The organism is Flavobacterium sp. YO64 (assembly GCF_004119505.1).
In the GTDB taxonomy this organism is placed as follows: domain Bacteria; phylum Bacteroidota; class Bacteroidia; order Flavobacteriales; family Flavobacteriaceae; genus Flavobacterium; species Flavobacterium oncorhynchi.
In genome coordinates, this window is the sequence record NZ_NRQV01000002.1 from 286233 (window position 1) to 292553 (window position 6321).

At 31.1% G+C, this 6321-nt stretch carries 8 protein-coding genes; 6 read left to right on the top strand and 2 right to left on the bottom strand.

The window, feature by feature from the left end; translation table 11 throughout:
* Nucleotides 1-71: 71 nt before the first annotated feature.
* Together BOW57_RS02590 and BOW57_RS02595 are read right to left on the bottom strand one after the other, a co-directional pair.
* Nucleotides 72-1019, bottom strand: coding sequence for an energy transducer TonB (locus tag BOW57_RS02590; RefSeq protein ID WP_129052943.1), 948 nt, complete (start codon nucleotides 1017-1019; stop codon nucleotides 72-74).
* Between the two features lie 38 nt (nucleotides 1020-1057).
* Complete coding sequence (locus BOW57_RS02595; protein WP_129052944.1) at nucleotides 1058-1513, bottom strand: GAF domain-containing protein; 456 nt, start codon at nucleotides 1511-1513, stop codon at nucleotides 1058-1060.
* Between the two features lie 71 nt (nucleotides 1514-1584).
* Between BOW57_RS02595 and xrtF the strand changes: the two genes are divergently transcribed.
* The 6 genes from xrtF to BOW57_RS02625 all read left to right on the top strand — a co-directional run bounded on the left by xrtF (nucleotide 1585) and on the right by BOW57_RS02625 (nucleotide 6295).
* Nucleotides 1585-2121: an exosortase family protein XrtF gene (gene xrtF / locus BOW57_RS02600; RefSeq protein ID WP_129052945.1), complete on the top strand. Its 537-nt coding sequence runs from the start codon at nucleotides 1585-1587 to the stop codon at nucleotides 2119-2121.
* Nucleotides 2111-2557: an exosortase F system-associated protein gene (locus tag BOW57_RS02605; RefSeq protein ID WP_129052946.1), complete on the top strand. Its 447-nt coding sequence runs from the start codon at nucleotides 2111-2113 to the stop codon at nucleotides 2555-2557. Before xrtF ends, BOW57_RS02605 begins: the two co-directional genes overlap by 11 nt.
* A 47-nt stretch (nucleotides 2558-2604) precedes the next feature.
* A complete protein-coding gene (locus tag BOW57_RS02610; RefSeq protein ID WP_129052947.1) occupies nucleotides 2605-3003 on the top strand; it encodes a hypothetical protein in 399 nt (132 codons plus the stop codon).
* Nucleotides 3004-3107: 104 nt separating this feature from the next.
* The gene (locus BOW57_RS02615; protein ID WP_129052948.1) at nucleotides 3108-5114 is read left to right on the top strand and encodes a TonB-dependent siderophore receptor; all 2007 of its coding nucleotides are present in this window, start codon (nucleotides 3108-3110) and stop codon (nucleotides 5112-5114) included.
* A 25-nt stretch (nucleotides 5115-5139) separates the two neighbouring features.
* Nucleotides 5140-5481 (top strand): heavy-metal-associated domain-containing protein, encoded by a 342-nt coding sequence (locus tag BOW57_RS02620; protein WP_129052949.1) that lies wholly within the window; start codon nucleotides 5140-5142, stop codon nucleotides 5479-5481.
* 133 nt (nucleotides 5482-5614) lie between these two features.
* A complete protein-coding gene (locus BOW57_RS02625) occupies nucleotides 5615-6295 on the top strand; it encodes a DedA family protein (RefSeq protein ID WP_129023068.1) in 681 nt (226 codons plus the stop codon).
* The last annotated feature ends 26 nt before the right edge of the window (nucleotides 6296-6321 follow it).

Sequence of the window (6321 nt, forward strand, 5' to 3'; positions counted from 1 at the left end):
ATGTCAATACAACTTTTGTAAGACGGGTGCAAAAATACAACTTTTTTTTGAAAAATAAATAGTATTGAATCTTATTTTGTAATTATTGTTATTGGCAGCTTATAAAGTACTCTTACGGGAATGCCTCGATATACACCTGGATTCCATTTTTGAGCTTCGTTAATAAGCTTAATTGCGTTTTCATCTAATCCGTAACCAACACCTTTTATTATTTTGGGGTCGACTAAATTTCCTTCTTCATCTACAATAAAAGTCATATATATTTTTCCGGAAATTTTATTTCTTGCTAATGCAGGGATATGCATTGATTTTGCTACATAGCTATAAAAAGAATTGATTCCTTTTTTAGGAGCAGGCTGCTGTTGTTTTGTGGTGTAAAAATGTTCTACGTTTAAAGAATCGGTTGTTACTCCCGAAATCAGATTTCCATTTTCATATTTCTCGACAAAACTTAATTTTTTCTTGAAGTCTTTTCCTTTCCAAACAGCATTAGGCTGACCATTTTTCATTTTGCCCTCTTCTTCGTAGTTTTCGGTTTTATCTGCATAGTCTCCATTTCCGTCTATAACAATTCGTTCTTTTTGCGGATTCCAAAAGTTATTGATTTTACGTTCAACTTTTCCCTTTTTTCCTTCAGTGTATTCAATTTCAGATTTTAGATCTCCATTTTCATACCAATTAAATTCTCTTCCAGATTTTTTGGCATTGACATAGGATACTGTGGTTTTTTTATTTCCATTTTCGTAATAAGAAACAGATTGTCCTTCGTTTATCATAACATCTTTATCTGTAGTATTTGCAATGTATTTTATCGCACCAGATTTATAATGGTCTTTGTAGACGTAGGTTTTTTTCTCAGAATAATAATCTACAACAAGACGAGTGTATTTGTAGTTTTCAGGAGTACTTGGCGTCCATAAAGAGTCGAGATAAATTAACTTGTTCGCCGAAATAGAGTTTTGAGCAAACATATTTGCTGCAGTAAAAAGAAACAGTAAGAAATGTAGAAATCGTTTCATAAAAGTTTAAGGCAAATGTTTGATTTAAAATGTTTTTCTTAGAATAAAGCAGCGACTTCTTTATTTACAAATTCTAAAAATCTTTCGTCAGCCTCAGTGAATGGATCAATCACGTGACTGTCAATATCTATTTGTCCTATATTAATTCCATTTACAAACAGTGGAACAACGATTTCAGATTTTACTGTAAAACTACACGCAATATAATTATCCTGTGCTTTTACATCAGGCACAACAAAATTGGCATTACTTTCTGCTACTTGTCCGCAGATTCCTTTTCCAAAAGGAATTACAGTGTGGTCAGTTTCAGCCCCTACATATGGACCTAAATGCAGTGTTTTGTTTTCGTGGTTTGCAAAATAAAAACCTACCCAGTTATAGTATTCTACATTTTCATTTAATAATTGGCAGATTGCTAGTAGTTTTTCATCTCTAACAAGTTTGTTGTCAGATACTATAGCGCTTATTTTTGGTTGTAATTCTTGAAAAGTCATAATTTGAAAATTTTATACAAAAGTATTTAAAGCTGAACTCAAAAAAGATATAAATTTGAAAAAAAAATCTGTTGAAAAAATATTTAATTCAGTTCAAGCCTTTTTTAGTTTTTTTGAGCACTTTTTTCTCGGTTTATATTCTATTGACATTATTGTACAAAGTATATTTGAATGAGTTTAAAACTTATGAAGTTGACGGAATTACCAGTTTTGTTGGTAGAAATGTTGAACAAGTATTACGAGCGTTTAATTATGATGTTAATGTTCAGAGAAATTCTTCAGGCTCTTGGTTAGAAGTTTTTTTAAATAATCAAAATGTAGTTTGTATTATTGAAGGCTGTAATGCTGTGAGTATTATGATTCTTTTTGTTTCCTTTATAATTGCATTTTCCGGAAAATTCAAGACTACAATGCTTTATGCCTTGTTTGGAGTTGCATTAATTTACATTTTGAATGTTTTGCGAATTGCAGTATTGACGGTTTTGTTGTTTTATTTTTCTCAATACGCTCATTTTTTACACGGAGTTCTCTTTCCGTTGATTATCTATAGTTCTGTTTTTATCTTATGGTTTATTTGGGTCAACAAATTTTATAAGTATGCTAAATAGATTTAAAGAACATCGATCTAAAATATTATTTGCCATTGTTATAGTGCTGTGCTTTGTACTTATAAGAGCTTTTGAAACATCGTTGTTTTATGATCCCTTATTGCAATATTTCGAGTCTGATTTTAGTAATGCTCGATTACCTAATGTTGATGCTTTTAAGCTTTTTTGCCATCTTTTGTTTCGTTTTGCTTTAAATACAGTTTTGTCTCTAGTGCTTATTTATGTGTTGTTTAAAGATCTAGAAATTTTAAAATTTACGACCTATTTGTATTTGTTTTTTTTCTTGATTCTTTTCTCGATATTCTTTATAACTATCCAGTATTTTCAAGACAGCAGTTGGGTTTTATTTTATGTGCGAAGATTTATTATTCAGCCATTGTTAGTATTGTTATTCATTCCTGCATTTTACTATCAGCTTCAAGATTTTAAAAAATAACATTTTATTAAGTTTTTAATCCGAGACTTTTTGGATACTTTTGCAGTATGAATTTAAAAAAGTGCACAGTATTGTTTTTAGCGTTCTTGTTGTTGGTTTCCAACGCAGGCTTTGCTTTTGATGTGCATTATTGTGGAGGAGAGGTAGCTTCAGTATCTTTAAATACTACTGCTTCTGCAACGCCGCAAAAGAAATGTTGTGAAACGAAAGAAGAAAAATCATCTTGTTGTAAAGATAAAGTTGTTCATTTTGAGAAAAAATCTGACAACGCAACTTTCAAAGTCTTCTTTTTTCAACTTATAGCTCCAGCTGTAATTCAAGAGTATGACCCAGTCGTATTTTTGTCTATTCCAAATTTCAAAAGTAATCAGATAACTACTTATTATTCTGATGCGAATGCGCCCCCTTTATTTAAATTATACAGTCAATATATTTTTTATTCCTGATTTTAATATTTAGAATCAAGCTAATGTGGCTTGTTGTGTGCTGTTTTGTTGTTTCGTATTGAAACTAAAACAGAAATTTCTAAATAATATTAAAATCTTTTTTTATGCAAAAAAATATCACGCTTTTTGTGATGTTGTTGCTTTCGGTTTCTGCATTTGCGCAGGAAAATCTTGAGGAAGTAAAAATCACAAAAAAGCAAAAAGGACTTAAAAAGTCTTATACTCTTACCGCAAATACATCATTAATAACTAGTAAAGAACTTTTAAAAGCCGCCTGTTGTAATCTGGCTGAAAGCTTTGAAACTAACCCTTCAATTGATGTTAATTTCTCTGATGCTTTAACTGGAACTAAACAGATAAAAATGTTGGGCTTAACAAGTCCTTACTTGTTGATTACTGAGGAAAATGTTCCGTCAGTTCGAGGTGCTTCTCAAGCTTACGGATTGTCTTTTACTCCAGGAACATGGATTGAAAGTGTTCAAATTACAAAAGGAGCAGGAAGCGTTGTAAATGGTTTTGAAAGTATTTCAGGGCAAATAAATACAGAGCTTTTGAAACCTTTAAATGATGATCCTTTCTTTTTAAACTTTTACGGATCTACCGATGCGCGTTTTGAATTGAATACGCATTTTAATAAAAAAATATCTGATAAATGGGCAACAAGTTTATTTGTTCACGGAAATGCCCGTGTAGCTAAAAATGATATGAATAACGATGGATTTTTAGATAATCCGTTAGGAAAACAAATCAATGTTTTAAACCGTTATCAATATTTTAATCCAGAGAGCGGCTTTGTTAGTTTTATCAATTTTAGATACATGAATGATAAAAAACAAACCGGCGAATTGGATTTTGATAAAGATACAGATCGTGGCACAAAAAATCATTGGGGATCAGAAATCAACACAGAACGTTTTGATGTTTCTACAAAAGTTGGATATGTTTTTAAAGATATGCCTTATCAAAGTATTGGTTTTCAAAATGCCTTCAATACTCATAATCAAAACTCTTATTTTGGTTTAAATCAGTATAATATTAAGCAGAATAGTTTTTATTCTAATTTAATCTTCAATTCGATTATCAGTAATACGATGCATAAATTTGCAACTGGTTTGAACTTTACATACGATCAATATCAAGAATTTGTAAATGTAAATGATTACAGTCGTATCGATAATTCTGTTGGAGCCTTCTTTGAATATACTTATGATAATACAGACAATTTTAGTTTGGTTTTAGGAGGAAGGGTTGATAATCATAACCGACTTGGTTTTTTCGTAACGCCAAGATTGCATATGAGATATAATCCTTGGAAAAATGGAGTAGTTCGTTTTTCTGCTGGAAGAGGAAAACGTTCAGCTAATATTTTTGCCGAAAATCAACAGCTTTTTGCAAGTTCAAGAACATTTTCGATTTTAGACAACGGTGGGAAAATTTACGGTTTAAACCCTGAAATTGCTTGGAATTACGGTGTTAGTTTCTCGCAAAAATTCCGTCTTTTCAATAAAAATGCAGAAGCAGGATTTGATATCTATCGTACCGATTTTAAGAATCAGGCTGTTGTTGACTTAATGCAGAGCCCGCAAGAAGTTTTATTTTATGATTTAAAAGGAAGTTCATTTGCAAACAGTCTTCAGGTTGAATTTAATTATGAGTTGATTCATAATTTAAATCTAAGAACAGCATATAAATATTATGACATTCAAACAGATTATTTGAGAGGAACATTTCAGCGTCCGCTTCAAGCCAAACATCGTTTCTTAGGAAATCTTGAATACGAAACTAATTTAAACAATAATAAGCAATGGAAATTCGATTACACTTTCAATTGGTCAGGTAAGCAGCAATTACCTTATACAGCATCAAATCCAACTGCAGATCAATTTCCTAATTACTCGCCTTCTTATGCAGTGATGAATGTTCAGGTAACAAGAGTTTTTTCTCCTGTATTTGAAGTGTATGTAGGTGGAGAAAACATTGGTAATTACAAACAGGAAAAAGCCATTCTTGGTGCCAATGATCCTTTTGGACCAAATTTTGATGCTTCTATTGCATATGCGCCAATTTTTGGACAAATGTATTATGCAGGTTTACGTTTTAGAATAAAATAAATTTTAATATAAATAATAAATAAAAATGAGAAATATCGTATTAATTGCAATGATGGTTTTTTTAGGTTTTTCAGCGCAAGCGCAATCTAAAAAGAATAAAAATTTAAAATACAAAACGGAGGTAAACGGCAGTTGTGAACTTTGTAAAAAACGTATTGAAAAAGCGGCTTATAATGTTCCAGGTGTAAAAATGGCTACATGGGATATTGGTTCGCATGAGCTTGCAGTGATTTTAAACGAAGAGAAATCATCAACAGCAGATTTAAATGCAGCTATCGCGAAGGTTGGGCATGACACGAAAGAGGTTAAAGCAACTGATGCAGATTATGAGGCTTTACATTCTTGCTGCAAGTATGTAAGAGAATAGCAGAATCTTTTAAGAGCCCAAGTGAATCTTGGGCTTTTAATAGTTAATTTATCTTTAAAATATGGCATTTAATTGTGGTTAAAACAATTTATTGTTAATTTCACGAACTTATAAGTATAACCAAATTCTTTTTATGAATAATTTTGATTGGACGCAGTTAATAAACCCTGAATTTTATATAACGTTAAATATTGGTGGTTTTGAGATTGGGTTATTTATCGTTCTGTTTATAGTTTATGCTGAAACAGGACTTTTTGCAGGCTTTTTTCTGCCGGGAGATAGTTTACTTTTTTTAGCAGGTATTTACAGCCGTGATTTAATTCAAAATGTGGCATATATTCCAGGTGATTTCTTAAATGTGTTTTTGCTTGCATTGGGGGTTGCTGTAATGGGAGTTTTGGGTAATATGACAGGTTATTGGTTTGGTGCCAAAAGCGGTTACTATTTATTTAAAAAAGAAGATTCATTTTGGTTTAAAAAGAAATACTTATTACAGTCAAAAGATTTCTTTGAAAAATATGGAGGTAAAGCAATTATTTATGCTCGTTTCCTACCAATTTTTAGAACTTTCGCGCCAATTGTTGCGGGGATAGTTTCTATGGACAAAAAGAAATTTATGTTTTACAATATTTTAAGTTCTTTCTTGTGGTCGTTTATCTTGATTTTTGCAGGACATTATTTATACGGTGTCTTCTTGAAGCAAGGAATTGACTTAAAACACCATATTGAATACATTATCATTATTATTGTTATCATTTCTACTTTCCCAGTTTTGGTTAAACTTTTAAAGAAAAGACCAGCTGAGAAAATCTAAAGAAAATCTATAAACACATAAAAAAA

Excerpts from the sequence above, each read along its gene's own strand:
- BOW57_RS02590 (WP_129052943.1), bottom strand. The coding sequence starts at position 1,019 with ATGAAACGATTTCTACATTTCTTACTGTTTCTTTTTACTGCAGCAAAT.
- BOW57_RS02595 (WP_129052944.1), bottom strand. The coding sequence starts at position 1,513 with ATGACTTTTCAAGAATTACAACCAAAAATAAGCGCTATAGTATCTGAC.
- BOW57_RS02605 (WP_129052946.1), top strand. The coding sequence starts at position 2,111 with ATGCTAAATAGATTTAAAGAACATCGATCTAAAATATTATTTGCCATT.
- BOW57_RS02610 (WP_129052947.1), top strand. The coding sequence starts at position 2,605 with ATGAATTTAAAAAAGTGCACAGTATTGTTTTTAGCGTTCTTGTTGTTG.
- BOW57_RS02615 (WP_129052948.1), top strand. The coding sequence starts at position 3,108 with ATGCAAAAAAATATCACGCTTTTTGTGATGTTGTTGCTTTCGGTTTCT.
- BOW57_RS02620 (WP_129052949.1), top strand. The coding sequence starts at position 5,140 with ATGAGAAATATCGTATTAATTGCAATGATGGTTTTTTTAGGTTTTTCA.
- BOW57_RS02625 (WP_129023068.1), top strand. The coding sequence starts at position 5,615 with ATGAATAATTTTGATTGGACGCAGTTAATAAACCCTGAATTTTATATA.